The organism is Arthrobacter sp. 179, from assembly GCF_052379645.1.
Classification (GTDB): Bacteria; Actinomycetota; Actinomycetes; order Actinomycetales; family Micrococcaceae; genus Arthrobacter_H.
The window spans coordinates 16,322-42,001 of record NZ_JBQSYU010000004.1; the positions used below are offsets into that span (position 1 = coordinate 16,322).

General features: G+C 68.5%; 23 protein-coding genes. 10 read left to right on the plus strand and 13 right to left on the minus strand.

Annotated elements, in window-relative coordinates:
- Positions 1-143: 143 nt before the first annotated feature.
- Positions 144-1,430: a cell division protein PerM gene (locus ACT3UE_RS03615; protein ID WP_444554334.1), complete on the plus strand. Its 1,287-nt coding sequence runs from the start codon at positions 144-146 to the stop codon at positions 1,428-1,430.
- On the opposite strand, the gene ACT3UE_RS03620 is transcribed toward ACT3UE_RS03615, so the two are convergent.
- Entirely contained in the window at positions 1,427-1,996 is a 570-nt protein-coding gene (locus ACT3UE_RS03620) for a DinB family protein (RefSeq protein ID WP_444554313.1), read from the minus strand. The two genes, ACT3UE_RS03615 and ACT3UE_RS03620, sit on opposite strands and share 4 nt — an antisense overlap.
- Entirely contained in the window at positions 1,993-2,397 is a 405-nt protein-coding gene (locus ACT3UE_RS03625; protein ID WP_444554312.1) for a hypothetical protein, read from the minus strand. Before ACT3UE_RS03625 ends, ACT3UE_RS03620 begins: the two co-directional genes overlap by 4 nt.
- A gap of 44 nt (positions 2,398-2,441) precedes the next feature.
- On the opposite strand from ACT3UE_RS03625, the gene purN reads away from it, so the two are divergent.
- Positions 2,442-3,014 carry a phosphoribosylglycinamide formyltransferase gene (gene purN, locus ACT3UE_RS03630; RefSeq protein ID WP_444554311.1) on the plus strand — a complete coding sequence of 191 codons (573 nt, stop codon included), beginning with the start codon at positions 2,442-2,444 and terminating at the stop codon, positions 3,012-3,014.
- Between the two features lie 75 nt (positions 3,015-3,089).
- Here the strand turns inward: purN and ACT3UE_RS03635 are convergent, their stop codons facing one another.
- The 3 genes from ACT3UE_RS03635 to ACT3UE_RS03645 form a co-directional block, all read right to left on the minus strand.
- Positions 3,090-3,326, minus strand: a complete 237-nt coding sequence (locus tag ACT3UE_RS03635) for a hypothetical protein (protein WP_444554310.1) — start codon at positions 3,324-3,326, stop codon at positions 3,090-3,092.
- Positions 3,323-4,666 (minus strand): S8 family serine peptidase, encoded by a 1,344-nt coding sequence (locus tag ACT3UE_RS03640; RefSeq protein ID WP_444554309.1) that lies wholly within the window; start codon positions 4,664-4,666, stop codon positions 3,323-3,325. Before ACT3UE_RS03640 ends, ACT3UE_RS03635 begins: the two co-directional genes overlap by 4 nt.
- A gap of 113 nt (positions 4,667-4,779) precedes the next feature.
- The gene (locus ACT3UE_RS03645) at positions 4,780-6,129 is read right to left on the minus strand and encodes an MFS transporter (RefSeq protein ID WP_444554308.1); all 1,350 of its coding nucleotides are present in this window, start codon (positions 6,127-6,129) and stop codon (positions 4,780-4,782) included.
- A 207-nt stretch (positions 6,130-6,336) separates the two neighbouring features.
- On the opposite strand from ACT3UE_RS03645, the gene ACT3UE_RS03650 reads away from it, so the two are divergent.
- From ACT3UE_RS03650 to ACT3UE_RS03670, 5 genes are all read left to right on the plus strand, one after another.
- On the plus strand, positions 6,337-7,608 hold the full coding sequence (locus ACT3UE_RS03650) for an Nramp family divalent metal transporter (RefSeq protein ID WP_444554307.1): 1,272 nt from the start codon (positions 6,337-6,339) through the stop codon (positions 7,606-7,608).
- Positions 7,609-7,761: 153 nt separating this feature from the next.
- A complete protein-coding gene (locus ACT3UE_RS03655; protein ID WP_444554306.1) occupies positions 7,762-8,421 on the plus strand; it encodes a DUF4303 domain-containing protein in 660 nt (219 codons plus the stop codon).
- Positions 8,422-8,482: 61 nt separating this feature from the next.
- Positions 8,483-10,150 (plus strand): bifunctional phosphoribosylaminoimidazolecarboxamide formyltransferase/IMP cyclohydrolase, encoded by a 1,668-nt coding sequence (gene purH, locus ACT3UE_RS03660; protein ID WP_444554305.1) that lies wholly within the window; start codon positions 8,483-8,485, stop codon positions 10,148-10,150.
- Between the two features lie 170 nt (positions 10,151-10,320).
- A complete protein-coding gene (locus ACT3UE_RS03665; RefSeq protein ID WP_444554304.1) occupies positions 10,321-10,584 on the plus strand; it encodes a hypothetical protein in 264 nt (87 codons plus the stop codon).
- A 41-nt stretch (positions 10,585-10,625) separates the two neighbouring features.
- Positions 10,626-10,892 carry a hypothetical protein gene (locus ACT3UE_RS03670; protein WP_444554303.1) on the plus strand — a complete coding sequence of 89 codons (267 nt, stop codon included), beginning with the start codon at positions 10,626-10,628 and terminating at the stop codon, positions 10,890-10,892.
- Here the strand turns inward: ACT3UE_RS03670 and ACT3UE_RS03675 are convergent.
- Positions 10,889-11,824, minus strand: coding sequence for an N-acetylglucosamine kinase (locus ACT3UE_RS03675; protein WP_444554302.1), 936 nt, complete (start codon positions 11,822-11,824; stop codon positions 10,889-10,891). The genes ACT3UE_RS03670 and ACT3UE_RS03675 overlap by 4 nt on opposite strands.
- A 215-nt stretch (positions 11,825-12,039) precedes the next feature.
- Between ACT3UE_RS03675 and ACT3UE_RS03680 the strand changes: the two genes are divergently transcribed.
- Positions 12,040-12,621: a DUF6318 family protein gene (locus tag ACT3UE_RS03680; protein WP_444554301.1), complete on the plus strand. Its 582-nt coding sequence runs from the start codon at positions 12,040-12,042 to the stop codon at positions 12,619-12,621.
- A 104-nt stretch (positions 12,622-12,725) separates the two neighbouring features.
- On the plus strand, positions 12,726-14,957 hold the full coding sequence (locus ACT3UE_RS03685) for an NADP-dependent isocitrate dehydrogenase (RefSeq protein ID WP_444554300.1): 2,232 nt from the start codon (positions 12,726-12,728) through the stop codon (positions 14,955-14,957).
- 134 nt (positions 14,958-15,091) lie between these two features.
- On the opposite strand, the gene ACT3UE_RS03690 is transcribed toward ACT3UE_RS03685, so the two are convergent.
- Genes ACT3UE_RS03690 through ACT3UE_RS03705 form a run of 4 tightly spaced genes read right to left on the minus strand, consistent with a single transcriptional unit; the run spans position 15,092 to position 20,348 of the window.
- Positions 15,092-16,765 (minus strand): dipeptide ABC transporter ATP-binding protein, encoded by a 1,674-nt coding sequence (locus ACT3UE_RS03690; protein ID WP_444554299.1) that lies wholly within the window; start codon positions 16,763-16,765, stop codon positions 15,092-15,094.
- Positions 16,762-17,664: an ABC transporter permease gene (locus ACT3UE_RS03695; RefSeq protein ID WP_444554298.1), complete on the minus strand. Its 903-nt coding sequence runs from the start codon at positions 17,662-17,664 to the stop codon at positions 16,762-16,764. Before ACT3UE_RS03695 ends, ACT3UE_RS03690 begins: the two co-directional genes overlap by 4 nt.
- A 5-nt stretch (positions 17,665-17,669) precedes the next feature.
- A complete protein-coding gene (locus tag ACT3UE_RS03700) occupies positions 17,670-18,671 on the minus strand; it encodes an ABC transporter permease (protein ID WP_444554297.1) in 1,002 nt (333 codons plus the stop codon).
- Between the two features lie 15 nt (positions 18,672-18,686).
- Positions 18,687-20,348, minus strand: a complete 1,662-nt coding sequence (locus tag ACT3UE_RS03705) for an ABC transporter substrate-binding protein (protein ID WP_444554296.1) — start codon at positions 20,346-20,348, stop codon at positions 18,687-18,689.
- 192 nt (positions 20,349-20,540) lie between these two features.
- Here ACT3UE_RS03705 and ACT3UE_RS03710 point away from each other — a divergent pair, with 192 nt between their 5' ends.
- The gene (locus ACT3UE_RS03710) at positions 20,541-21,551 is read left to right on the plus strand and encodes a bile acid:sodium symporter family protein (protein WP_444554295.1); all 1,011 of its coding nucleotides are present in this window, start codon (positions 20,541-20,543) and stop codon (positions 21,549-21,551) included.
- Positions 21,552-21,635: 84 nt separating this feature from the next.
- Here ACT3UE_RS03710 and ACT3UE_RS03715 read toward each other — a convergent pair whose 3' ends face one another.
- Genes ACT3UE_RS03715 through mmsA form a run of 3 tightly spaced genes read right to left on the minus strand, consistent with a single transcriptional unit; the run spans position 21,636 to position 25,661 of the window.
- Positions 21,636-22,736 (minus strand): substrate-binding domain-containing protein, encoded by a 1,101-nt coding sequence (locus ACT3UE_RS03715; RefSeq protein WP_444554294.1) that lies wholly within the window; start codon positions 22,734-22,736, stop codon positions 21,636-21,638.
- 44 nt (positions 22,737-22,780) lie between these two features.
- The gene (gene mmsB / locus ACT3UE_RS03720) at positions 22,781-24,049 is read right to left on the minus strand and encodes a multiple monosaccharide ABC transporter permease (RefSeq protein ID WP_444554293.1); all 1,269 of its coding nucleotides are present in this window, start codon (positions 24,047-24,049) and stop codon (positions 22,781-22,783) included.
- Positions 24,050-24,101: 52 nt separating this feature from the next.
- Entirely contained in the window at positions 24,102-25,661 is a 1,560-nt protein-coding gene (mmsA, locus tag ACT3UE_RS03725) for a multiple monosaccharide ABC transporter ATP-binding protein (RefSeq protein ID WP_444554292.1), read from the minus strand.
- Positions 25,662-25,680: the final 19 nt, after the last annotated feature.

Here is a 25,680-nt window from a genome sequence, read left to right on the forward strand (position 1 = left end):
GTCGTACTCTGCGGCCCGGGTCGCGTCGCTCGCCCGGATCGGGGACGGCAAGTGGCACGATTGAGACGATGAAAAAAGACCAGCAGTCCGGGGCCGGCCCGGAGAAGGCGCGGGAACCGAAGACGGCACGGGGGCGTGGAGCCATGGCCTCCTGGCGGGAGTCCTTCAGCGAGGGCCTGCCGATGCCGCTGTGGCTCCAAGGAGCCCTGGAGTTCATCCAGTGTGCCTTCCTCTCGGCCCTGCTGGTGGTCGTGCCGTTGGTGGGTGTCTGGTTCGCCGGAGGATTCGCCGAACGGACGCTGGACTCCGTGTTCAGGATGTGCGGGCAGGTCTGGCTGCTGATCCACGGGGTGCCGTTGCAACTGACCCTGACCGGGGAGGACTCACCGGTCGTCACGACCGGGATGCTCACGCTCATCCCGTTGGGTTTGACGCTCATCCCGTTCTTCCTGGCCTGGCGGTCGGGCCGACGCATTGCCCGGGCTTCCTATACCGACCAGCTGTGGCAAGGCATCGCCGGGGCCCTGGGCGCCTACCTGCTGGTGGGACTGATCACCGGCTTCGCCGTCCCCACCGAGGAGGTCGGAGTCAATCTGGGCGCCGCCGCGCTGATCCCGTTGATCCCCGCTGGGCTCGGAGTCGTGATCGGGGCGCGGCGCGAGGCCGGGTCCTGGGGCCGGCTCATCGGCGTGGACTTCGTGGAGTGGATCGCCGCCACCAGCCAGCATTCGCGCTGGACCGGTTCCTACCTCTGGTCCGTCATCCGGGCCGGACTGCTCGGGTACGTCGCGGCCTTCGCGCTGGCCGCGCTGGCATTGACCGCCGCCCTGGGCCTGAACTGGCTCGACATCTCCAACATCTACCAACAGCTCCAGCCAGGGCCGGTCGGCGGGTCGGTGCTGACCGTCGCCCAGCTGGGCATGATGCCCAACCTGGCGTTGTGGGCCCTGGCCTGGATCAGCGGTGGCGGGATCACCCTGGGGGTCGGCAGCACGATGGGCCCCTTGGGCACCGCCGTCGGACCGTTGCCCGCGGTGCCGTTCCTGGGGGCCTTGCCAGCCGGGGACCTCGGAGCGGCCTGGGCCTTCATGCTGTTGCCGGTCCTGGCCGGGATCCTGGCCGGCTGGTGGTTCCTGCGTGAAGGGGAGAACCACTTCGAGGACTGGCTCTCGATGCGGCTGAACACCCGGTGGCTGTCGCTGGCCCTGTCCACCGTGCTGCTGGGGCTGTTCATCGGCATCGTGACCGGTGTGGTCTCCCTGGCCGGCAGCTGGCTGGCCGGCGGATCGCTGGGCATCGGGCGTTTGACCGACGTGGGCCCCAACCTCTGGATGACCGCCCTGCTGCTGGCCGGGGAGGTGGGCCTGGGGGTCGTCATCGGCTACCTGTTGGCCCCGCTGCTCGAACGCGATCCGGTGCTGGAGGACTAGACCGCCGGGTCCCGGCCGTTCACATCGTGCAGATGGTGGGCGATGTCATGCCAGGTGTACCGGGCCAGGGTCTCGACCGTGAAGGCCGCCCCGTTGCCGCGGAGCCCGGGACGGTCCAGATCGCGGTTGAGGACCGAATCGAAGGCATCGGCCAGCCCCCGTCCGGCGGCTGCGAGCTGGGTGGCGATGACCCGGGGGGACTGGTCGGCGTAACCATCCTCCAGCGCGGTGGCATCCTGGTCCCAGTCGGGGAACGTCGGGGAGTCCTCCATATGCATCAGATCCAGCCGGTAGTGCATCACCTTGAACACGTCTCGCACATGCGCCGCGTACTCCAGCGGGCTCCAGACCGCCGGTTCCGGACGCACGGCGACATCCTCCCGCTGCAGGACCGCCGCCCAGCGGGGCAGACAGGTGCGCAACGCGATGGCGATGTCCTGGGGGCTCAGCGCCGAGACGTCGGTGCCGCATTCGGGACAGGCCCGCTCGATGGTCCAGGTCCAGTCCTTGGCGTCGGGGACCGGCTGGATGTCCTCATGCGGTGCCGGGTCGGAGGGGCTGGTCATGATCCGATCACTCCTTGGAGGGTGGAGAGCTTCTGGTCGTAGTCGTGTTTGCATTGGGCCTGGGACCGGTCGGTGACGGTGGTGGCCATGCACTGTTCGTAATCCAGGGTCGGCTGGTAGAAGAGCACCTGGGTGGAAGTGGAGACGGTGAAGAGCAGGCACGCCAGGGTGGCCAGCGGCAACGTGATCCGCAGGACGCCGGGCAGCTTGCGCCGGAAGACCTTCACCGAGGCGACGACCCCGGCCACGATCCCTGCCAGCCCGAAGACCACCGAGGCGATCTTCCAGGGCAGGACCACCGAGGAGAGCAGATAGGACAACAAGACGAAGAGGACGACGGCTCGGATCCATCCGCTCACGGCGGCAATACGCTGGGCGACGTCCTGTTCTGGTTCGGGCATGCCCTCAGCCTAGTCCGGACCGCCGGAGCACCTAAACTGGTGCCATGCGCATTGTGATCCTCGTATCCGGGACCGGTTCCAACCTCCAGGCAGTCATCGATGCCGTCGCGAGCGGGGAGCTGGACCTGGAGATCGCCGCGGTCGGCGCGGACCGCACCGGGACCGGAGGCGTGGCTCGGGCCGCGGCCGCAGGGATCGAGACCTTCGAGGTGCCGTTCAAGGAATACACCGACCGCGCGGCCTGGAACCACGAACTCACGCGCATCTGCCGGTCCCACGCCCCGGACTACGTGGTCTCCTCGGGGTTCATGCGCATCGTCGGCGAGGAATTCATCACCGCCTTCGACGGGACCTACCTCAACACCCACCCGGCCCTGCTGCCGGCCTTCCCCGGCGCCCACGGGGTCCGCGACGCCCTGGCCTACGGGGTGAAGGTCACCGGATGCACGGTGCATATCGCCGATGCCGGGGTCGATACCGGCCCCATCCTGGCCCAGCGCGCCGTGGAGGTCCACGAGGACGACACCGAGGACACCCTGCACGGGCGCATCAAGATCGCCGAACGGACCCTGCTCATCGAGACGCTGGCCTCCTTGGCCGACCGGCACACCGTCTAGGACCGTCCCGGGCCCAGGCCCGGGGGAGGAGCGGCCCCGCCACCTTCCCCGGTGGCGGGACCACGTGTCGGCCGGCTACTGGATCCCGGAGTCCGGGTCGGGTAGCCGGTGGATCAGTTCGGCGGTGACGGAGGCGACGCCGCCGATCGCTTCGAGTCCGGCCATCCGCTCCGCGGCGATGGTGCCGGTGATCATCGACAAGGCCGGCAGGACCCGCTCGACGATCATCCCCGCGGTGGCCAGTTGCCCGGCGACCTCGGCCGACCGGCCGGCGTAGGGCTCCGTCAGGGTGACCGTGACCCGTTGGCTCATGGGGAGGGAGCCTCCGGTGGTGCCGGGGCGGCCTCGTCGCCTTCGTCGCCGTCGCCCCCGGGGGCCGCCGGTTGCGGGGCCCTGACCAGTCCGGCGCCGACATCGGCGGAGGCGGCGTCCAGACGTTCGCAGCCCTGCACCAGTTCGGCCCAGAGCTCCCGGCCGCGCAGGCCGGTGGACGCGGCCAGGACGGCGGCGACCCCGGCGGCATGCGGGGTGGCCATGCTGGTGCCGCTGATCGTGTTGTAGCGCTGGGGCATGGGCCAGGAGGAATAGACCTCGACGCCGGGACCCGCCACATCGACCTGCCCGCCCTCGGTCGCCCCGGAGCGGGCGGAGAAATCGGCGATGGCCAGCTGCTGATCGACCGCCCCCACGGCCATGATGTAGGGGCTGTTCGCCGGGGTCCCGACGAATCCGGGGTTTCCGGCGGAGCGTTCGGCATTATTGCCGGCCGCCGCGATGATGAGCGTGCCACGGGCCAGGGCCCGCTTCCCGGCCGCCACATAGGGCGGGTGGACCTCGGCGACATCGGCGCCCAGCGACATCGAGATGACGGCGCAGCCCTGGGTGATGGCCCAGTCGATCCCGGCCAGGATCCCCGCGTCGCCGCCGGAACCGGAGGCGTCCAGGACCTTGCCGGCATAGATCTCCGAGGCATGGGCCACCCCGTATCCGGGGCCGGTCCCGGGGGCGCGCGGGCCGCAGGAGGTGCCGATGCAGTGGGTGCCGTGCCCGTGCCCGTCCTGGGCGTCCTCGCCGTCGACGAAGGATTCGGTCACGATGGTGCGGCCGGCGAAATCCGGATGGCCCGTATCGAAGCCGGTATCCAGCACGGCCACCTTGATGCCCTCGCCCGAGGCCTCGGAGGTCGCGGCTCCGGTGGCCTGCAGGCCCCAGGTGAATTCGGCGGTATCGGCAAAACCGTCGGCCGGTGCCGCCGGGGAGGAACCGGTGGCGTCGCGGGAGACGGCGTCGGGGGCGGCCTCGGAGCGGTGCCGGCCGGCCTGCCCCGGTTCCAGGACGTGGTGGATCAGTTCGGGGTAGTAGTGCAGGCCCCGCTGGGCTCCGACCGAGCTGGTCCGCAGGGTCTCGAGTTGGGCGTCCTCCGCCGCGACGACGGCCATGCGCAGTTCCGCGAAGTAGGTTCCCTGCCCCTGCCGGGCCGCGGCGGACCGCTCCTCGGAGGTGGCCAGCGAGGCCAGGTCACGGGTGTCGGCCACCCGGGTCATGCCGCCGGCGGCCAGCAGGTCCAGCGGGTCCGGGTCATCGTCGTCGAACACCACGATGTAGCGGCCGGTGTGCTGCCCGGACGGACCGAAAAAACCTGGATCCAACATCCGTTGCCTCCATCGTTGCGACCGGGGAGTCGCCCCGTACCTCGGGGCCTGGCCCCCTTACGGTCAGTGTAGCTGCGCCCCGCGGGGGTGGGAATGGTCTGTGGGACCGGGCTTCAGCGCAGGTGGGTGCCGCGGGTTTCCGGGGCACGCAGCCCCATCCAGCCGACCGCGAGCAGGACCAGGGCGCCGGCGACGAGGAAGGAATTGGCCAGCCCGAACACCGGCCACAGCCAGGCGAAGAGCAGCGGCCCGAAGCCTGCCCCGAGGCGGCTGAAGGAGGAGGCCCAACCGAATCCCGAACCGCGGAGTTCGGTCGGATAGAGCTCGGAGACGTAGGTGTAGAGCACGGGGATCGCGATCTGGATGATGAACCCGAAGACCAGCAGCCAGGCCACGGCCACGGCGGGCTGGGACAGCGAGAGGGCGACGAGGACCAGGACGAGGGCGGCCAACGGGCCGGTGACGCCCAGGAGCCATTTACGGCCGACCCGTTCCACCAGCAGGGCAGCCAGCACCACGCCGGCCAATCCCACGGCCGCCATGCCCGCGGTGCTGAACAACGCCGCGGATTCACCCATCCCGGCGTCGAGGAGGATCGAAGGCATCCACGTCAGGGCCAGGTAGTAGACGAGCAGGACCGTCAGGAAGAGCGACCAGGCGATGGCCGTGATGCGCCAGTTGAAGGCCCAGACCCGTCGCAACTGGTCGACCCACGCCCCGGCGGAGAACCGCGGCACCGAGCTCGCCGAGGGCAGCGTATAGGGTTCCACGGCGGCCCCGGTGCGCCGGACCAGACCGTCGATGACCCTCGAAGCCTCACGCCGGCGGCCCGCCCGGACCAGGAACAGCGGGGACTCCGGGACCGAACGGCGGATCCAGAAGACCAGCAGGGCCGGCAGGACCATGACCAGCAGGATCAGCCTCCAGTTCCCGGTGCCGGCCTGGATCACCGCGGAGACGAAGAACGCGGCGGCGGCCCCGACGGGCCACCATCCGTCCATGGCGGTCAGGACCCTGCCGCGGTGCCGGGCGGGGGTGAATTCCCCGACCAGGGCATAGTCCACCGGGATGCACCCGCCCAGTCCCAGCCCGGCAAGGAAACGGCAGGCGGCAAAGAAGACGAAGTTCGGCGACAGGGCCCCGGCCACCGTGAAGAGGGAGAAGATCAGCAGGGTCCAGGTGAAGGCCTGGCGGCGGCCGATCCGGTCCGCGATGGTGCCCCAGAGGAAGGCGCCCAGGGCCATGCCGATCAGGTTCGCGGTCCCCAGCCAGGCCGCCGTCGTGCGCTCGAGCCCCCATTCCTGCATCACCAACGGGATGAGGGCGCCGTTGAGGGTGACATCCCAGGCGTCGAACATGAAGCCGAGCCCACCGATGATGAAGATCTTGCCTTGGACGCCCCAACGCCAGGGGAGTCGTTGGACGATGTCGTCGCCGGAGGCCAGGGTGCGGTACTCGTTCATGGGCAGGCAGGTCCTCTGGCGATGGTGCAGGTCGGGTGGGAGGCGGAGCTGTTCCGGTCCCGGCCGGACCGCCCGATCCCAGATTAGCCGGTGGGCCGCAACCGGGCCGGGCGACACGTCTGTCACCACGGTGGTGAAGGCCCTACAGTAGGTGTGAACTACATCACCATAGGCGCTCCGCGGGGGTGCCCGAAGGGACGGACCGCCATGGCAGAAGACCCGGCCGGGAAACACGGCGAACTCGAGACGCCCAAGAAGTGGAAGGTCATTGGTCCCGGGCTCATCGTCGCCGCCACCGGCGTGGGGGCCGCCGATATGGTGGCCACCCTGGTGGCCGGCTCCAAATTTGGTTACGGGCTGTTGTGGGCGCTGGTCGTCGGCGTCATCCTGAAGATCGTGCTGGTGGAAGGAGCCGGACGCTTCTCGCTGGCCTCGGGCCAGACGATCTTCGAGGGGTGGCGCTCATTGGGCCGGTGGCCCGTCTGGTATTTCGGGCCCTACATCATCATCTGGGGGTTCATCTACGGGGCCTCGGCCATGGCCTCGACGGCGCTGCCGTTGGCCGCCCTGTTCCCTGCGGTGCCGCAGATCGTGTTCGCCCTGGGCACCGGGCTGGCCGGATTCCTGCTGGTGTGGTTCAACCGGTATGCGGTGTTCGAGAAGATCACCGCCGCGTTGGTCGGGCTGATGTTCATCACGATCGTCGGGCTGGCCATCATCGCGGTCCCCGACGTGCCGGCCATGCTCGCCGGGCTGGTTCCGCGCCTCCCGGAGGGGTCGGTGCTCTATACGCTCGCGCTCGCCGGCGGGGTCGGTGGCACGATCACCTTGGCCGCCTATGGCTATTGGCTGCGGGAGAAGGGCTGGGTGAAGCCCGGATGGATGCGGGTGATGCGCCTGGACAACACCATGGCCTACGTCATCACCGGGATCTTCGTGATCTCCATGATGATCGTCGGTGCCGAGGTCGTCGCGGCCGCAGGAGTGACCCTCGATGCCAAGGACAAGGGCCTGCTGGACCTCAGCGAGGTGCTCAAGGACAAATACGGGGACTTCATCGGTTCCGCGTTCCTGGTGGGCTTCTTCGCCGCGGCCTTCTCCTCGGTCATGGGCGTCTGGAACGGCGTCTCGCTGATGTTCGCCGATTTCTGGGGCAACATCCGCGGCAAGGGATCCGACCACCCCGATTCCCGGGCCCACGGCAAGTACTTCCGCTTCTACCTGCTCTGGCTGACCTTTCCCCCGATGCTCCTGCTGCTGATCGGCAAACCGATCGCCCTGGTGCTGGCCTACGGTGTCCTGGGGGCGATGTTCATGCCGTTCCTGGCCATCACGCTGCTGCCGCTGCTGAACACCGACCGGGTGCCGCGCGAATGGCGCAACCGGTGGCATACCAACACGGCCCTGGTGATCTGTGCGGTGCTGTTCATCTGGCTCGGCGTCTACAAGCTGGTCACCACGATCATGGATTTCTTCTAGGAACCGGGCCCTCCGGCGGCTCCATGGCCATGACTGCCGAAAAAGCAAGGCCTTATCAGCCGCGCCCGACGGGGGTAGGCTCTGGTCATGGGAGTGGATTGGACGGCTTTGGAAGAGGCAATCCGGCGATCGGCATTGCGACAGGCCCGGGACGTGATCGAGAATCACCCGGACCACGAGTTCTATGCGATCGCACTGTCGGGGGTCTCCACCGACCCGGCCGAGCCCATCGAACTACCGGTGCTGGCCTTGAACTCCGAACAGGCGTTGGACCGCGACGGGGACTCCGTGGAGGAGGACCTGGGGGTCGGCGACGAACCCGAGGAGACCGAAGAGGACGGCGACGGCCCCGACCCGCTGAACACCGGCCATGAGGACGACGGCGACGATGCGGAGGACACCGCCGAGGATTCGGCGGACGACGACGATTCCGACGGATTCGACGTCGACGGGGAACTGGCCCAGCTCGAAGCCGAAGGCGAAGCCGCGGAATCCGGGGCCAGCTACTACTCGTCCCGCTGGAACCCGCCGGAATGGCACTGGTGCTCGATGGAGCTCTTCGACGAATCCGCCGCCGTGCTGTGGCGCGAGGCGTTGACCCGGGTCGCCGAATCCTCCGGCTGGGAGGAAACGCTCCGGCGCTACTACGAATTGCTGCTCACCGTCGTCGAAGACCTGCGCGTGGAACTGGCCCACGGCCGCAATGCGGAGATCGTCGCCTATGTCGCCGATGACGACCACGCCGACGCCCTGCTGCGCAGGAGCCTGACCCCCGAGCAGCTCTCACGTCATTTCCCCGACCTCGTCTCCTGAAGCCCGGCTGCGGGCCGGTAGGGTTGTGAACGCCCCAACCGATGATTCCCGGGAGTTCCTTGTGAGCCAGACCGTCCTTGACCGTGTTCCTCTTCGCCGTGCACTGATTTCCGTCTACGACAAGACGGGGCTCGAAGACCTCGCCCGTGGCCTGCACGAGGCGGGGGTTTCCCTCGTCTCCACCGGCTCGACCGCGAAGAAGATCGCCGCCGCCGGGGTGCCGGTGACGGAGGTATCCGAGGTCACCGGCTTCCAGGAATGCCTCGACGGCCGGGTGAAGACCCTGCACCCGCGCGTGCATGCCGGGATCCTGGCGGACCGCCGCCTGCCCGAGCACATGGACCAGCTGACCGAGATGGGCATCGAACCCTTCGATCTGGTCGTGGTGAACCTCTACCCGTTCGTGGACACCGTCGCCTCCGGTGCCGGTCAGGACGAGGTCGTGGAACAGATCGACATCGGTGGCCCCTCGATGGTCCGCGCCGCCGCGAAGAACCACCCTTCCGTGGCCGTGGTCGTGGATCCAACCAGCTACGGCGACGTCGTGTCGGCAGCCCGGGGCGGAGGCTTCGACCTGAAGACCCGCCGCCGGCTGGCCTCACTGGCCTTTGCCCATACCGCCGCCTACGACAACGCCGTCGCCAGCTGGACGGCAGCCCAGTTCGGCGATGACGAAGCCCCCGCCAAGTTCCCTCCCTACGCCGGGCTCGCGCTCGAACGCTCGGAGGGCCTGCGCTACGGGGAGAACCCGCACCAGGCCGCCGCACTCTATGTCGATACGGCAGCCCCCGCCGGCATCGCCCAGGCCGACCAGCTGCATGGCAAGGCCATGAGCTACAACAACTTCACCGACGCCGACGCCGCCCTGCGCGCGGCCTTCGACTTCGCCGAGCCGGCCGTGGCAGTCGTCAAGCATGCCAACCCCTGCGGTGTCGCCGTGGCCTCGGGCCACGCCGCGGACCCGATCGCCGATGCGCACCGCAAGGCCCACGCCTGCGACCCGGTCTCCGCCTACGGCGGAGTCATCGCCGCCAACCGGACCGTCACGGCGGGCATGGCCCAAACCATCAGGTCCATCTTCACCGAGGTCGTCATCGCCCCCGGCTTCGAGCCCGAGGCGTTGGAGATCCTCACGGCGAAGAAGAACATCCGCCTGCTGCAGCTGCCGGCCGGTTACGAACGCGATGGCGTCGAGTACAAGCAGATTTCCGGTGGCATGCTCCTGCAGGCTTCGGACCGGATCGATGCCGCCGGCGACGACCCGGCGAACTGGACGCTGGCCGCCGGCAGTGCCGCCGATGAGGCCACGCTGGCGGATCTGAACTTCGCCTGGCGGGCCATTCGTGCCGCCAAGTCCAATGCCATCCTGCTCGCCAGCGGCGGGGCCACCGTCGGGGTCGGCATGGGCCAGGTCAACCGGGTGGACTCCTGCAAACTGGCTGTCGAACGCGCCAACACGCTGGGGGTGGCCGTCGAATCCGACGTCGATGCCGCCGGCGGTGCGTCGGGAGTGGCAGCAGGAGCCCCCTCACCCGAGCGGGCCCGCGGGGCGGTCGCCGCCTCCGACGCCTTCTTCCCCTTCGCCGATGGGCTGCAGATCCTGCTCGATGCCGGGGTCAAGGCAGTGGTGCACCCCGGTGGGTCGATTCGAGACGAGGAAGTCGTCGCCGCGGCCAACGCCGCGGGGATCACCATGTACTTCACCGGGGCGCGACACTTCTTCCACTAGGAAGCGCGGCGATACCGCCGCCGGAACCCCCAGCGGCCGGTCCCCTCGAGCCAGGGGCCCGGCCGCTGCCGTATCCGGGGCGGGAGCGGCCGGGAAGTCATCCTCGGTGGGGATGACCCGTCCGCCCCGGAGTCGTACGCTGAAATGAACGCAGACCCGAAGGGGGCCTCATGTTCAGCATCATTGCCGCAGGTACAGCAACAGCAGCAGCGAGCGAAAACGGTTCGGGGAACCTCGTCGTCGGACTGGTGGTGGGGGCCGTCATCGTCCTGGGCGCCGCCGGATGGTTCCTGCGGCGCTACCTGGTGGCCCGCCGCCCGGCAGCCAGCCGGGAAGAACACGAAAGGCTCCGTGAAATGAACGGGGTGCGCCCCGAACAGAAGGTCGTCAACGACCAGACGACCGTGCGGCCGGTCCGCCGCGGGGGCATCTAGCCCGGTCCGGAAGGACCGGCGCAACAACAGCTGGGGGGAACATGCTCATCACCATCACCGGTGGCCTGTTGGCTGCTGCCGAAACCAGCGGAGATGATTCAAGCAATCTGGCCCTGGGCCTGCTGATCGGGGCCGTGGGCCTGGTCGGCGGCGTCTGGTGGATCGTGTACCGTTTCCGGGCCGCCCGGCGGCCGGCCGCCAGCCGGGCCGAGCATGAGATGCTCCGGGAGATCACCGCGGAGCGGCCGGAGCAAAGAGCCGTCCAGCGGGTGCGCCCCCGGGTCCGCCTGCGCCGGAGCGGATTCTAGTTCCGGGCCGTCAACACCTGGTGTGCCAGGGCCGAATCCGCGGGTAGGAACGGGAGCAGGGCCGCGCCCTGAAGCGAGGTGGCCGCGGGCTCACGCACCTGCAGATGCGGCCAGAGCGCCGCCAGCCGGGAGATGAGTTGGCTGCGGACGCGTTCCCCGCGCAGCACCCCACCGAGGAAGCAGACGGCCGGGGCCTCGGCCCGGTCCTGCCCCACCCGGCGCAACCCGGTGGAGACGGCCAGGGCCAGTTCCCGGGCCGCGTCATCACAGATCCGGCGGGACACTTCGTCGGTCGCGGCGAGCCGGGCCACCGTGGCGGCATAGGAGGCGGTGCGGCTGACGCGGTCCGGATCGCGTTGGAGTTCGACGTAGGCCTGGGCCAGATCGGGGAAATCGGCGCGCACCACCTCGGTCAGGGTGGTGGCGGGGCCGCGACCGTCGAAGTCGCGCATCACCGCGTCCAGGGCCGCCCGGCCCATCCAGTAGCCGCTGCCGGCGTCGCCCATGATGTAGCCCCAGCCGTCGATGCGCACCACCTCCGTGGCGCCCACGGCCAGGGTGACCGCGCCGGTCCCGGAGGCGATCACGGCGCCGGGGGAGTCACCCAGTGCCCCCAGGTATGAACTGACCGAATCGTGGGTGATGTGTACCGAGTGAACGCCGTAGCCGGTGGTGGCAGCCAACAGTGCCGGTGCCAGCCCCTCGCCGTCGGTCAGTCCCGACAGTCCCGCGGAGACGGTCCTGAAATCGTGGCCGGCCGCCTCGCGGGCCCGGGCGACGACGTCGGCGATCTGGCCGGCCAGCGGCCGGTCGGTGAGGATGCCCCGGAATTCAAGGACCTCGACGTCGGGGGAGGCGGTGCCATCGTCCTGGAGCACCTGGGCGCGGATGCCCGTTTGCCCGCCATCGATCGCCAAGGCCATTTCGGGCATGGGAGCCGTCCTTTGTTCGGTGGTGCCTCGGAGGGGACCCGGGGCCCGGACCATCATACCGATCCGTTGTGAGGTCGGACACGGTGCGGTCGCGGGAACCGCGGAATGTGTCGCATCCCACAACTAGTGGCCTGGGGCAACGGGATATGGTGGCGGTGACGGACGCCATGGCGGGCCGTCGGCACCGACCAACACCACTTCTGGAGTCATCGCATATGAAGTTCCCCCACGTCCTGGGCGCCGGAATCGCCGTCGCCGCAGCTTCCCTGGCCCTGGCCGGCTGTTCCGCCGGTGAACCGGCCGCCGATTCGTCCTCCTCCGCCTCCTCGGCCGAGGCGGCGATCGCCGCCCCGGAGACCAACGACCAGATGAAGGCCGAAGGGGCCGACGGGCTGTCGGCGACCACGTACTACTACTACGAGGCCATGTCCTACGCACTGCAGACGGGCCAGACCGATGAAATGCTCGCGGTCACCGAGGACTGCACCGAATGCGAGGACGCCGCCGGGGCCATTGCCCGGGTGTACGACGACGAAGGCAGCATCGAGGGTGGGCAGCCCAAGCCGCAGGACGTGGTTGCGGTGGGCGAGGTCGACCAGGACGGCCAGCTGAGCGCCGTCGTGCCCTACATGGAGGATGCGAAGAAGGTCCTGGACAAGGACGGCGAGGTCGTGGAGGAAACCGAGTGGGATGCCGAGGGCACCACCTACACGGTGACCGGAAAATACGACGACGGTGCCTGGAAGATCACCGCGCTGAAGCACACCCCGGATGCGAGTGCCCCCGAGGACGAGTAGCCCCCGGGAATAGGGGCCCACGGGCCCTCTCGGGTAAGTTGGATACGTTGAGATCATCACGTTGATCTCCCCAAACCGTTGACCTTCAGGGAGATGCCTCACCCATGGCAAAGATTATCTACACCCACACCGACGAAGCGCCGATGCTGGCCACCTATTCCTTCCTGCCCATCGTCGAAGCCTTCGCCTCGACCGCCGGCGTCGAATTCGAGACCCGCGATATTTCGCTGGCCGGCCGCATCATCGCCCTCTTCGGTGACTTCCTGAGCGAGGACCAGCGCCAGAACGATGCGCTGGCCGAACTCGGCGCCCTGGCCCGGAAGCCCGAAGCGAACATCATCAAGCTGCCGAACATCAGTGCCTCCATGCCGCAGCTCAAGGCGGCCATCGCCGAACTGCAGTCGCAGGGCTACGCACTGCCGGACTACCCGAACAACCCGGCCTCCGACGAGGAAACGGACATCCGTTCACGCTACGACCGCATCAAGGGCTCCGCCGTGAACCCGGTGTTGCGCGAAGGCAACTCGGACCGCCGGGCCCCGCTGTCGGTGAAGAACTACGCCCGCAAGTACCCGCACTCCATGGGTGCCTGGTCCGCGGATTCGAAGACCAACGTCGCCACCATGGCCGACGGGGACTTCCGCGCCAACGAGAAGTCGGTCGTCATGGACTCCGATGACCGGATCGAGATCCGCTTCATCGCCCAGGACGGGACCGTCAAGGTCCTGAAGAAGGCCTTCGACGTGCTCAAGGGCGAGGTCATCGACGGAACCTTCATGTCCGCCGCGCAGCTCGACGCGTTCCTGGCCGACCAGGTCGCCCGTGCCAAGAAGGAAGGGGTGCTCTTCTCCGCCCACCTGAAGGCGACCATGATGAAGATCTCCGACCCCATCATCTTCGGCCACGTGGTCAAGGCGTTCTTCCCCGACCTCTTCGCCACCTATGGCGAGGACCTCGAAGCGGCCGGACTGAGCCCCAACCACGGCCTGGCCGCCATCCTCGGCGGACTCGACGACCTCTCCGAAGAGGTGCGCGACGGGGTCAAGACCGCCATCGAGGACGGCCTGGCCAACGGGCCGGGCATCGCGATGGTCGATTCGACCAAGGGCATCACCAACCTGCATGTGCCGTCGGATGTCATCGTCGACGCCTCCATGCCGGCGATGATCCGCACCTCGGGCCACATGTGGGGCGCGGACGACGGCGAACACGACACCCTGGCCGTGCTGCCGGACAGCTCTTATGCCGGGGTCTACCAGGCCGTCGTCGAGGACTGCCGCGCCCACGGCGCCTACGACCCGACCACCATGGGCACCGTCCCCAACGTCGGGCTGATGGCCCAGGCAGCCGAGGAATACGGCAGCCACGACAAGACGTTCGAGATCGCCGGAGCAGGCACCGTGCAGATCGTGGATTCCGCCGACCGGGTCCTCATCGAGCACCAGGTCGAGCAGGGCGATATCTGGCGTGCCTGCCAGACCAAGGACACCCCGATCCGCGATTGGGTCAAGCTCGCCGTCACCCGGGCCCGCACCTCCGGGATGCCGGCGGTCTTCTGGCTCGACGAGACCCGCGCCCACGACCGCAACCTGATCGCCAAGGTCACCGAGTACCTGGCCGATCACGACACCGAGGGCCTGTCGCTGCAGATCATGGACCCCGTGGAGGCGACCACCTACACGCTGGAGCGCCTGCGTCGCGGCGAGGACACCATCTCGGTGTCCGGCAACGTGCTGCGCGACTACCTGACCGATCTCTTCCCGATCCTCGAGCTGGGCACCAGTGCCAAGATGCTGTCGGTGGTCCCGCTGATCAACGGGGGCGGCCTCTTCGAGACCGGCGCCGGCGGTTCCGCGCCGAAGCACGTGGTGCAACTGCTGCAGGAAAACCACCTGCGCTGGGATTCGCTGGGTGAATTCCTGGCCCTGGCCGAATCCTTCGCCCACCTGTCCAGTTCCACGTCGAACGCCCGCGCCCAGGTGCTGGCCGACACCCTCGACGCCGCCACCGGCACGTTCCTGCTCGAGGACAAGTCGCCCAAGCGTAAGGTCGGGGAGCTCGACAACCGGGGCAGCCACTTCTACCTGGCCATGTACTGGGCCCAGGAGCTGGCCCGTCAGGAAGAGGATGTCGAGCTGGCCGCCGCCTTTGCCGAGGTGGCAAAGGACTTCGTGACCCACGAGGACGACATCAACGCCGAACTGCTCGGGGTCCAGGGTTCAGCCGTGGAGCTGGGCGGCTACTACCGTCCCTCCGACGAGTTGGCCCAGGCGGCCATGCGCCCCTCGGCCACGCTGAACCGCGTCCTGCAGTCCCTGGTCTCCAAGCTGGGCTAGGGCCTCGGCCACCGCTGCGGCGGCAGGACCACGACGGCGCGTGGCCCGATGACTTCCATCGGGCCACGCGCCGTGTGCGGTGCCGGGGGTCTTCGGCCCGGGGAACCGCCCCGGGGGCGTTCCCGGCCGGTTGCTCAGCCGGTCGCCAGCGTGGGGGAGGCGGCCAGCAAGGCCCGGGTATAGGGGTGCTGCGGGGCGGCGAAGACCTCTTCGGTGGCCCCTGATTCGACGATGCGCCCCTGCCGCATCACCGCCAGCCGGTCGCTGACATGGCGTACGACGGCCAGATCGTGGGAAATGAACAGGTACCCCAACCCGAATCTGGCCTGCAGGTCATCGAGCAGGTCCAGGATCCTGGCCTGGACCGAGACATCCAGCGAGGACACGGGCTCATCGCAGATGAGCACCCGGGGTCCCGGGGCCAACGCCCGGGCGATCGCAACGCGTTGACGTTGGCCCCCGGAGAGGGTCCGTGGATGCCGTCCGGTCAGCCCCGGGGCCAGCCCGACCAGTTCCAACAGTGCCTCCGGGGAATCGGCGCCCCAGCCGCCGTCGGCCCCGGCCCCGCCACCGCGGGTGGTCAGGGCATCGGCCAGGATGGCCCCGACGCGTCGGCGGGGATCGAAGGAACTCAACGCGTCCTGGTAGACGGCCCCGAGCAGTGGCCGGCGCGCCCGGCGGGAGGATTCCTTCCCCGGAACCCAGTCACCGCCGAACAGCTCGACCGTGCCTTCATCGGGTTCCTCCAAGCCCAGCAGGATCCGCGCCGTCGTGCTCTTGCCCGATCCGGAGGCGCCGACCAGGCCCAGCGTGCGCCCGGCTTCCACCCGCAGGCCCACATCATCCACGGCCCGGAAGTCCTCGCCGCCTTTGACCGCGAAGGTCCTCGACAGGTGCCTGGCCTCCAGCACCGTCCCCTGCGACGAACCAGGGCCCGACACCGGCCGCGGCTTCGACTCCGGCACGGGATCCAGCAAAGAGACCGGCTCCGGCGCCCCGGGATCCGCCGGTGCCACCGACAGGCGGGTGCCGCGGGGGCGACCGGCCGGAACGGCGCGCAGGAGCATCCTGGTGTATTCGTGCTCCGGGTGGGACAGAACCGTGGCGGTGGGACCCTGTTCGACGATCCTGCCCCCGCGCATGATGGCCACCCGGTCCGCCACCGAGGAGACCACCGCCAGATCGTGGCTGATCAGCAGCAGCGACGACCCCCCGGAGCGCAAGGAGGCCAGCACCCCGAGGACCTGGGCCTGGGATTCGGCATCCAAGGCCGTGGTGGGTTCGTCGGCGATGAGCAGCTCCGGATCCAAGGCCATCGCGGAGGCGATCAGCGCCCGTTGGCGCATGCCGCCGGAGAGTTCCCCGGCCCGCCGCCCGGCATCAACGGTCTGCAGTCCCATCGATTCCAGCAACCCGGCCACCCGGCGGCCCCGGGAGGCGGCGGAGAGGGAGGTGTGCAGGCGCAGCGAGTCGTCGATTTCCCGGCCGATGGTGCGCAGCGGGTCCAGCGAGACCAGCGCATCCTGGAGCACCAACCCGATCCGGGTCCCGCGCAGGCGCCGCCACTGCCGCGGGCCTGCCCCGTGCAGGGAGGCGCCGTCGAACTCCCACCGGCGGGCGTCCACCCGGGCGCCCCGGCCCGAGAGCCCCAACAGGGCCCGCGCGGTCACCGATTTACCCGACCCGGATTCTCCCACCAGGGCCAGGCATTCGCCCCGGCCTACGTCCAGGCCGACGTCGTGCACCACCGGGGTGCCGGCGAATCCGACCTGGAGCCCCTCGACCCGCAACAGCGATGGCCCGTTCATGCGCCGACCGCCCGTCGTTGGAGGGACCTGCCGAGTACAGTGCTGGCCGCCGCCGTGGCGACGATGGCAAGACCGGGGAAGAACGTCATCCACCAGGCGGAGCCCAGATAGGTGCGTCCCGCCGCGAGCATGGCGCCCCATTCGGGCGCCGGAGGGGCCTCGCCGAGCCCGAGGAAGCTCAACGCCGAGGCCCAGATGACTGCCTGGCCCACCCCCAGGGTCGCCAACACCAGGACGGGGCCCAAGGCATTGGGCAGCAGATGCCGGAACAGGATCTTCGCCGGATGGTGGCCCAGGACCCGGGCCGACTCGATCATCGCCGAGCCGCGCAGGGCCCTGGCCTGGGACCGGATGATCCGGGCGTAGCCCGGGGCGGTGGTCAGCCCCACGGCGACGATCGTGGTGGACACCCCGGGACCGGCCAACGCGATGAACACCAGGGCCAGGAGCAATCCGGGCAGCGCCAGCATCACTTCGACGAGGCGTCCGATCCCTGCGTCGAGCCAGCGTCCGCCCAGCCCGGAGGCCAGCCCCAGGACCAGGGCCAACCCCAGTCCCAGGGCGGTGGCCGCGGCCCCGATGAGCAACGAGGGCCGGGCCCCGTGGACCACGCGCGAATAGAGGTCCCGCCCCGATTCGTCGGTGCCGAACCAGTGGGAGAGGGAGGGGCTGGAGAAGGCGGCCCCGGGGTCGATGGCCAGCGGGTCGGTGGGCGCCAACCACCAGGGTACGACGGCGGCGAGGACCAGGAAGCAGGCGGTGGTTGCGGCGAGGGCCGGCAGGATGACCCCGGGGCCCGGCCAGCGGCGCGGGCCCGGCCGGCGGCGCGGGCCCGGCCGGCGGCGCGGGCCCGGACCGCGCGGGAACGGCCCCGGCAGGCTCGACATGGTGGAAGACACGGGGGTCACCGCCCCCGGATCCGCGGGTCGATGAGCCGTTCGGCCAGATCGGAGAGAGCCATGACCACGACGTAGGCCAGCGCCGAAACCAATGCGACCCCGGTGACCAGGGGGACGTCGCGCAGCGTGACGGCCTCGAGCAGGGTGCGCCCCAGGCCGGGCCGGGCGAAGATCGACTCCACGACGACCGCGCCGGAGACCAGGGACCCCAAAGCCCAGCCGGAGAGGGCCACCCCGGGCAGGGCCGCATGGCGCAGGGCATGGCGGAGCACGACGCCGGCCTCGGACTCCCCGCGGGCGCGGGCCGAGAGCGCGAAGGGTGAGTTCAGTGCGGTCACCATGGACTCACGCATCACCTGGCCCAGGAATCCCGCCAACGGCAGGGCCAGGGTGACGATCGGCATGACCAGCCCGGCGACCGTGCCGTTGCTGACCGGTGGCAGCCACCGCCAGGCGCTGGAGAAGAGGAGCACCAGCACCGAACCGAGCCAGAAGTGCGGGACCGAGGCCGCGGCGATCTCCAGGGCCGAACCGACGGCGGAGGCGCCCCGACCGCCCAACCCCGAATAGAGGGCGAGCCCCAGGGCCACCACCCAGGCCAGGATCCAGGCGCCGACGGCCAGGCCGAGCGTTCCCGGAAGTTGGGCGGCCAGCACCTCGGAGACCGGGATCTTCAACGAATACGAGGTCCCCAGGTTCCCGGTGGCCAGATGCCCCAACAGGGTCAGGTACTGCACGCCCACCGGCCGGTCGAGCCCGTAGTCGACCCGGGCGGATTCGAGGGCCTCGGCCGAGGCCTGCGACCCGGGCCCGCCCATGATCGCCTCCGCCGGGTCCCCGGGGATGAGACGGATGGCGACGAAGATCAGTGTGGCCACGGCCCAGAGCACGAAGACCGCCGAGGCGGCACGACGAGCCAGCCAGACGCCGACGGGACGCCACGCGGTGGGGGCGCCCCGGCTGCTGCGTCGGGTCTGGGTGGGGTCGGAGGTCGTCTGCCCGGCCATGCTCCGGCGTCGTTCCTACTTCGCCAACCAGGCGTCGTGGAACGTCGGGGAGGCCACCGCGGTCATCGCCCCGACGTCGTGCAGATCCGTGCTGTACAGGAAGTGGTTCTGCTGGTCGTACAACGGCAGGAGGTAGTGGCCTTCCAGGACGATCTTCTGGGCTTCGGTGTACTTGGCCTGGCGCTCATCGGCGTCGGTGGTGGCGCTGGCCTCCTCCAACAGGGCGTCGAGTTTCTTGTCCTTGACCTGGGCGTGGTTGGCGAAGTAGCCCGAAGGGGCCGGGACCGTGTTGGAGGAATGGAACAGGATGGACAGCACGTCGGGGCCGACCTTCGTGTACGGGGCACTGACCAGGTCGTAGTGGTTCTCGCCCAGGACGTCGTACCAGCTGGAGAGGTCCAGCAGGTCGAGCTTGACCTCGAAGCCGACTTCCTTGGCGGTGGCCTGGAACTGCTGGAAGAGCGACTGTTCGGCCGGGACCGACTGGTTGGTGCTCACCGGGAAGGTCAGGGACAGGCGTTTGCCGTCCTGGGTGCGGTACCCCTGGGAATCGCGGTCGGTCCAGCCGGCCTCGTCCAGCAGCCGATTGGCCTGTTCGGGGTCCCGCTCGAAGGCGGATTCATCGGAGTAGCCCATCGGTTCGACGCTGGACAGTGCCGAATAGGAGCGCTCTGCCGTATCGAAGAACAGCGAGGAGAGGCCGTCCTGGACGTCCACGGCGCGGATGAAGGCCTCACGGACCTTCGCATCGTCGAACGGGGCCTTGGAGGAATTCAGTTCGATCCGGTTCGAGGCCCCCGGGCGCGGGGCATCGAGGTGGTCGATGTCCTCGGCGTCCTCGGCGGCCTTGATGGTGTCCGGCTGGGCGTTGTCGATCATGTCCACCGTGCCCGATTGCAGGGCGGCATAACGGGTGGCGGCCTCGGGGATGAACTTCCAGGTGATGGCCTCCAGATGGGCGGGCCCCGCATGGTCGGCGCCGTCGACGGGGACCGTGTAGTCCTCGTTGCGGGTCAGGTCCACCGAATCCTGTTTGGTCCACTTGGAGACGGTGAAGGGGCCGGTGCCCACCGGGGCGGCGCAGTTGTCGGCCTGGCTGCGTTCCAAGGCCTGCGCCGATTCGATCGCGACCCACGGCATCGAAAACGATTCCAGCAGGGCCGAATCCGGGGCCGAGAGGTTCAACGTCAACGTCGAATCGTCCACGACGTCCATGCTCTTGATCTTCGCCACCGCCAGATAGCCGGTGGAGGAGGCGGTGTCGGGGTCCTGCAGGTGTTCGATGTTCGCCTTGACCGTGGCCGCGTCCAACGCGGTCCCGTCGGTGAATTCGATGCCCTCGCGCAGGGTGAGCGTCCAGGTCAGCCCGTCCTCGGAGGCTTCCGCCCCGGAGGCCAGCCACGGGACGATCTTCCCCTCTTCGTCCTTGGTGTACAGGGTCTCGAGGTATTGGCCGGCCAACAGGGCCTGCGGGTAGTTCCCGCCCACATGCGGGTCCAGGCAGGTCGGTTCGGCGTCGCCCGAGGCGTAGACCAGGGTCCCACCCTCGACCGGGGTGTCATCGGAGGCCGAACCTCCGGGGCCACCCGAACCGGCGCAACCGGTCAGGACGAGAAGGGAAGCGAGCAGGGACGCGGCGAGCGAGGCCGGCCGTGCGGGACGGGGGACTACGGGCATGGGTGTGACTTCCTCGACAGATGCTGGGGCACCGGCGCCCGGTGATGGCGGGCGCGCGGCGGACCACGCTGATGCGCGGGATGCCCCACCAGCCTAAAGCAGGGGAGCCCGGCCCTGCGGTGGCGTGGGACACAGTGGGCGCCCCAAGTCACAATTATCGGCCCCGGGCCCGGGTTTGAAACCATGGTTTCCATGCCAAGCACTCCTGAAGGACCCGGCGGGCCAGAGGCGCCGTCGACGGTGACGACCGAACCCCGGGGCGGGACGAACCCCGGCGAGGAACGCAGCGCCCGGGTGGCCGTGACGCTGTTCCCGCTCCTGATTCTCGCGGGCGGGGCGGTGGCCTTGTTCTTCCCGGCCCCCTTCACCTCGCTGGCGCCGCTGATCAACCCGGGGCTGATGCTCATCATGTTCGGCATGGGCCTGACCCTGACCCTGCCCGACTTCTCCCTGGTGGTGCGCCAACCCTTGCCGGTGCTGCTGGGAGTCATCGCCCAATATGTGATCATGCCGCTGCTCGGGCTGGGGGTCGCCAGCCTGCTGGGGCTGCCGCCGGCCCTGGCGGCAGGGGTCATCCTGGTGGGTTGCGCCCCGGGAGGGACGTCGTCGAACGTGGTCACCTATCTCGCCAAGGGCGATGTCGCCCTGTCGGTGACGATGACCAGCGTGTCGACGTTGCTCGCCCCGATCTTCACCCCGCTGCTGACCCTCTGGCTGGCCGGACAGTACCTGCCCGTCGCGGCCGGGTCGATGGCCGTGTCGATCGTGCAGATCGTCTTGATCCCGGTGGTGCTGGGCCTGATCGTGCGCACCGTCGCCCCGGCGCTGGTGGCCGCCATCCTGCCGGCACTGCCCTGGGTCTCGGTCCTGGCCATCACCTTCGTGGTCATCGCCGTCGTCGCAGGCAGCGCCGAGGCCATCTTCAGCGCCGGGCTGCTCATCCTGGCAGCGGTCATCCTGCACAACGGGCTGGGCTACCTGGTCGGCTACGGGGCCGCCCGGATCTTCGGATTGCCGATCCCCTCCCGCAGGACCATGGCCATCGAGGTCGGAATGCAGAACTCGGGGCTGGCCGCCGGGCTGGCCAAGACCTATTTCGCGCCCGAGGCCGCCCTGCCCGGCGCCGTGTTCTCCGTCTGGCACAACGTCTCGGGAGCGATCCTGGCGGCGATCTGGCGGCGCAGCAGCGCGCGGCCGCAGTAGGACTCCACCGGCCCCCTGGGACTACGAAGGGAGGACGACGACGGGTTCCGTCGTCGTCCTCCCTTGCCGCCGGAGGCGGGGTCGCTACTTCGTCAGCGGGCCCAGCACCGGATCGTTGACATAGGCTTCCTTGACGTTCTCCTGGGTGACGATCTGCGGCTTGAGCAGGTAGGCCGGAACGACCTTGGTCCCGTTGTCGTAGGAGTCGGGGTCGTTGACTTCGACGTCCTTGCCCTCCTGCAGGTCCTGGACCATGGTGACCGAATGCTCCACCAGGGCACGGGTGTCCTTGTTGATGGTGGAGTACTGCACGCCCTTCATGATGGACTTCACCGACTCGACCTCGGAGTCCTGCCCGGTGACGACCGGGACGTCCTTGCCTGCTGCCTTGACCGAGGTCAGGGCGGCGCGGGCCAGGGTGTCATTGGGGGAGAGGACCCCGTCGAGGGACTTGGAACCGGTGTAGGTGCCGGTGAGCAGGGTGTCCATGCGCTTCTGCGCGTTTTCCGCCTTCCACCCCTGGGTCACCGCCTGCTCGAACTTCTGCTGCCCCGAGGCCACCTTGACGGTCTTGTCCTTGATGGCCGGCTTCAGCACGTCCATGGCGCCGTCGAAGAAGACCTGGGCGTTGGCATCGTCGGGGGAGCCGGCGAGCAGCTCGATGTTGTACGGGGCCTTGCCCTTCTTCTCCTTCAACCCGTCCAGCAGGGCCTGGCCCTGGAGCTGGCCGACCTTGAAGTTGTCGTAGGCGACGTAGTAGTCGACGTCCTGGGTGTTCAGCAGCAGCCGGTCGTAGGCGATGATGGTGGCCCCGGCCTCCTTGGCGGCCTTGAGCTGGTTGCCCAACTGGGCTCCGTCGATGGCCCCGACGATGATGACCTTCGCGCCCTTGGAGATCATGGCGTTGATCTGGTTCTGCTGTTCGGCGACGCCGCTGTTGGCGAACTGCACGTCGGGTTTGAAACCCTTGTCCTTGAGGTCCTTATTGAATAGGTTCTCCGCCAGGACCCAGTTCTCACTGGTCTTCTGCGGCAGGGCGACACCGATGGTGGCGCCCTCGTCGAATCCTGAAGCACCGTCCGCGTCGGCGGCGGCCCCGGCATCCTGCCGGCCGCAACCGGTCAGTGCCAGCGCGGCGATCGCCGTGACCGCGGCGAACTTGGTTGCTTTGCCCATGATCTTCATTGGTTTCTCTTTCTGGTGGTGCGGGTGGAGCCGGATGGAAGGTGTCAGACAGAGGTCGGGATCTTATCCGGGGTGGAGGGGATCCCTTCGTCCGCGGGACGGTTGCGGGAGGACAGCCCCCGGGTCAACAGACCCGTGATGGAGGGTTTGCCCTGGGATTTGTTGTAGACATCGAAGGCGACGGCTGCCAGCAGCACCAGGCCCTTGATGATCTGGGTGGCATCGGCCCCGACGCCGAGCAGCTGCAGGCCGTTGTTCAGCACGGCCATCACCAGGCCGCCGATGATCGAACCGACCACGGTGCCGACGCCGCCGGTGACGGCGGCGCCGCCGATGAAGACCGCGGCGATCGCGTCGAGCTCCCACATGTTGCCATCGGAGGGCCCCGAGGCGGTGGAACGGGCCACGAAGATCATGCCGGCCAACCCGGCGAGGACTGCCATGTTCATCATGACCAGGAAGTTGACCTTCTTGGAGCGGACGCCGGAGAGCTCGGCGGCGTGGCGGTTGCCACCGACGGCGTAGATATGGCGGCCGAAGACCGTGCGCGAGGAAATGAAGCCGTAGATGATCACCAGGCCGATGAGGATGATTCCCGGAATCGGCAGCGAGGTCCCCGGTCGGCCGGTGGCAAAGAGATAGGTGGCGTAGAGGATGGCGGCGCTGATCAGGGTCAGTTTGGTGAGCTGGACCCACAGCGGCGGGACCAGGGCGCCCAGCCGCAGGGCCTTGGCACGGCCGCGCAGCGACATGATGACCACCAGGGCGACGGTGGCCAGGCCGAGCAGGAGGGTGAGGTTGTTGTAGCCGGTATTGGGTCCGACCTCCCTGAGGTAGCCGGCACCGATGTACTGGAAGTCCTCCGGGACCGGGATCGTGTTGGATTTGCCCACGAACTGGTTCAGTCCGCGGAAGAGCATCATGCCCGCCAGGGTCACGATGAACGCGGGGATCCCGACATAGGCGACCCAGAAGCCCTGCCAGGCTCCGATCACCACGCCCAGGGCCAGACCCAGGAGGATGCCGGCCCAGGCGGGCAGCCCCCAGTCGCGGATGGCCAGGGCCACGGTGACGCCGACGAAGGCGGCGATCGAGCCCACCGAGAGGTCGATGTGCCCGGCGATGATGACCAGCACCATGCCGATGGCCAGGATGAGGATGTAGGCATTGCCATTGAGTAGGTTCATCAGGTTGCCCGAGGTCAGGGTGACCCCGTCGGTCATGATCTGGAAGAAGACCACCAGGGCCACCAGGGCAAAGATCATGCCGAATTGACGGGTGTTTCCGCCAAAGAGCTGCTTGATCGCGTTCATTATCGGTTCCTAGGTTCGCGGGTGCGGGTGGGGGAGGTGCCGGCCGGAAGGCTCAGGCAGGTTGGCGCGCCGAGGTCATCAGGCGCATGAGGTGCTCGGGGGTGGCGTCCTCGCGGTCCATGACCCCGGTGATGGCTCCCTCGAAGATCGTGTAGATCCTGTCGGAGAGACCGAGTAGTTCGGGCAGTTCGGAGGAGATGACGATGACCCCCTTGCCGGCCCTGGCCAGTTGCTGGATGATCCCGTAGATCTCGAACTTGGCTCCCACGTCGATGCCGCGGGTGGGTTCGTCGAGGATGAGCAGGTCGGGTTCGGTGAACATCCATTTGGCCAGGACGACCTTTTGCTGGTTGCCGCCGGAGAGCTTGGCAACCCCTTCCTGCACCGAGGGGGTCTTGATGCGCAGCGCCTTGCGGTAGTACTCGGCCACCTCGAATTCCCGGTCCCGGTCCACCACCTGGTGCTTGCTGATCTTGCCCAGGTTCGCCGAGACGGTGGTCTCCTGGATGTCGTCGAGCAGGTTCAAGCCGAGGGTCTTGCGGTCCTCGGTCACGTAGCCGAGGCCTGCACGGATGGCCTGGGCGACGGTGCGCAATTCAAGGTGGCGGCCGTTCATCGTGATGGTCCCGGATTGGTACCGACCGTAGGAGCGGCCGAAGACCGAGCGGGCCAATTCGGTGCGTCCGGCTCCCATGAGCCCGGCGAAACCGACGATCTCCCCCCGCCTGACGAAGAAGGACGAGTCCTTGCAGACCATCCGGTCCTGGACCTGGGGGTGGCCGACGTTCCAGTGGGAGACCTCGAAGAACGTCTCGCCGAGCTCTGCCGCGTGCTCGGGGAAGCGCGACTCCAGGGTCCGGCCGACCATGCCCTTGATGATCCGGTCCTCGTTGACGCCGTCGGCCTGGACATCGAGGCTTTCGATGGTGCGTCCGTCGCGGATGATCGTGATGGAGTCGGCGACCTGTTCGATTTCGTTGAGCTTATGGGAAATGATGATCGAGGTGATGCCCCTGCCCTTGAGCCCGCGGATCAGATCCAGCAGATGCTGGGAGTCGGATTCGTTCAACGCGGCCGTCGGTTCATCAAGGATGAGCAGTTTCACCGATTTGTTCAGTGCCTTGGCGATCTCCACCAGTTGCTGCTTGCCGACCCCGATCTCCTTGATCGGGGTGTCGGGGTCGTCGTTCAAGCCGACCCGGGCCAACAGGTCCAGCGACAAGCGGCGGGCGGTGGACCAGTCGATCATCCCGAAGCGGGTGGGCTCGTTGCCCAGGAAGATGTTCTCCATGATGCTCAGCTCGGGGATCAGGGCGAGTTCCTGGTGGATGATCACGATGCCGGCCTCTTCGCTGGCATTGATGGTGCGGAAGGTCTGGACTTTTCCTTGGTAGTGGATGTCCCCGGTGTAGGTCCCGTGCGGGTAGACCCCGGAGAGCACCTTCATGAGGGTCGATTTCCCGGCACCGTTCTCGCCGCAGATCGCGTGGATTTCTCCGACGCGGACGTTGAGGTTGACCGTGTCCAGGGCCTTGACGCCCGGGAACTCCTTGGTGATGGAGCGCATTTCCAACAGGTTCGGGGCGTGCTGTCCGGCAGATGGTGTGTGCATGGTGCCCTAGGGCCTTCCA